Source organism: Klebsiella sp. Ech2A, from assembly GCF_030078455.1.
Lineage (GTDB): Bacteria > Pseudomonadota > Gammaproteobacteria > Enterobacterales > Enterobacteriaceae > Klebsiella > Klebsiella terrigena.
The window spans coordinates 1-2,293 of sequence record NZ_JAQGFU010000355.1 but is presented as its reverse complement, the minus strand read 5'-3'; the positions used below and the strand labels follow the sequence as shown (position 1 = coordinate 2,293).

Annotated in this window: 2 protein-coding genes; both read left to right on the top strand. The window is 63.5% G+C overall.

Annotated features, from left to right (window positions below):
• A partial coding sequence (treA, locus tag PFH44_RS26850; RefSeq protein ID WP_463671585.1) for an alpha,alpha-trehalase TreA occupies positions 1-1,378 on the top strand: 1,378 nt, incomplete at its 5' end.
• Between the two features lie 213 nt (positions 1,379-1,591).
• On the top strand, positions 1,592-2,293 hold a 702-nt coding region (locus PFH44_RS26845; protein ID WP_283826731.1), incomplete at its 3' end, for a TroA family protein.

The following is a 2,293-nucleotide window of genomic DNA, read 5'->3' as shown; positions in this document are numbered from 1 at the left end:
ATATCGGCCACTTTATCCCAGTGCCCGCTTTCGCGAGGTCTACTACTGGGATAGCTACTTCACCATGCTGGGCCTCGCCGAAAGCGGGCACTGGGATAAAGTGGCCGATATGGTGGCCAACTTCGGCCACGAGATCGATACCTGGGGACATATCCCCAACGGCAACCGCAGCTACTACCTGAGCCGTTCGCAGCCGCCGTTCTTCCCGTTTATGGTGGAGCTGCTGGCAACCCACGACGGCGATCGGGCGCTGAAAGCCTGGCTGCCGCAGATGGAGAAAGAGTACCAATACTGGATGGAAGGCGCCGATGCGCTGTCGCCGGGCAAAGCCAATAAGCGGGTGGTGCGCATGGAAGACGGCGCGCTGCTGAACCGCTACTGGGACGACAACGACACGCCGCGCCCGGAGTCCTGGCTCGATGACGTGACCACCGCTAAAAACAACCCCAACCGCCCGGCGACCGAGATCTATCGCGACCTGCGCTCCGCCGCGGCCTCCGGCTGGGACTTCAGCTCCCGCTGGATGGATAACCCGCAGCAGCTGGGCACCATTCGCACCACCAGCATCGTTCCGGTCGATCTTAACTCGCTGATGTTCCGCATGGAGAAAACCCTCGCCCGCGCCAGCAAAGCCGCCGGCGATAGCGCGAAAGCGGCACAGTACGACGCGCTGGCCAACGACCGCCAGAAGGCGCTGGAGAAATACCTGTGGAATGACAAAGAGGGCTGGTACGCCGATTACGATCTGAAAAGCCACAAGGTGCGCAATCAGCTCACCGCCGCGGCCCTGTTCCCGCTGTACGTCAACGCCGCCTCCAGCGAACGGGCGGCCAAAGTTGCCGCCGCGACGCAGTCTCGCCTGCTAAAGCCGGGCGGTTTAACCACCACCACCGTCAACAGCGGCCAGCAGTGGGATGCGCCGAACGGCTGGGCGCCGCTGCAGTGGGTGGCCGCCGAAGGGCTGCAGAACTACGGCCAGCAGAAAATCGCGATGGAGGTCAGCTGGCGTTTCCTCAGCAACGTCCAGCACACCTATGACAGCAAGCAGAAGCTGGTGGAAAAGTATGACGTCAGCTCAACCGGCACCGGCGGCGGTGGCGGCGAGTATCCGCTGCAGGACGGCTTCGGCTGGACCAACGGCGTGACCTTGAAAATGCTCGACCTGGTGTGCCCGAAAGAGAAGCCCTGCGATTCGCTCCCTGCTGCGCGACCGGCGGCAAACGACGGCGTCGGCGGAACGGATAAGACGGCGCCCGCCGCTAAGCCGGCGGCAAACGATAGCATCGGCAGAACGGATAAGGTGGTACCTGCCGCTAAGCCGGCGGCAAACGACGGCACCGGCGGAACGGATAAGGCGGCGCCCGCCGCCGCGCATTAACCCCTCACCGCATCCAGCGTACGCCCGGCAGCTCAGCCATGCCGGGCGCTTTTCCTCCTGAATAACCTGCCCAATGACACCCCGACTTCATCTCACCCTTATGGAGTAAGGCGGAAACTAATGTGTCGATTTTTGATCTCCGGCAAATTCATCAACGTTATATATGTAAATATATAGCGGTTTTTTCATCACTTTGTTTCAGGATAGAAACATATGCCTTTTTCGCGCCGTACGTTCCTGCAGGCTTTAAGCCTCATGCTGTGCTTCCCCGGCCAGAAGAGTCGCGCCGCCACGCCTTTGGCTCTGAGCATTGGCGAACGCCCTGCGCCTGCGGCTATCCGGCGGATTGTCAGCGCGGGCGGGCCCGCCGATATGCTGCTGCTGGCCGCCGCGCCGGAAAAGCTGCTGGGGTTTTCCTCATTTGATTTTTCCCTCTTCCCGGACGCTCCGCTGCCCGACAGCATCGCCCGGCTACCGAAAACGGGCCGTCTTGCCGGACGCGCCAGCACCCTGTCGCTTGAAGGCCTGCTGGCCCTTGAGCCTGACCTGGTGGTGGACTGCGGGAGTGCGGACGATACCTGGATCTCGCAGGCGCGCCGGGCTCACGCCCGCAGCCATATTCCGTGGGTGCTGATTACCGGCACCCTGGCCTCCTCGGCGCAGCAGCTGCTGACGATCGGCGATATCGTCGGTACCGTCGAACGCACCCGGCGGCAGGCGGCGCTGGCGCAAACCTTTATCGCCGAGGCGCTGGCCTTCTCCTCCGGCGCCGGGGCGCGCAGGCGTTTTTACGCCGCCCGGGGCGCCCGAGGGCTGGAAACGGGCCTCGCCGGTTCGCTGCACACGGAGGCGGCGGAGCTGCTGGGATTAGAGAACGTCGCGCGGGTGAGCGGGCGCAGCGGGCTGGCCCAGGTC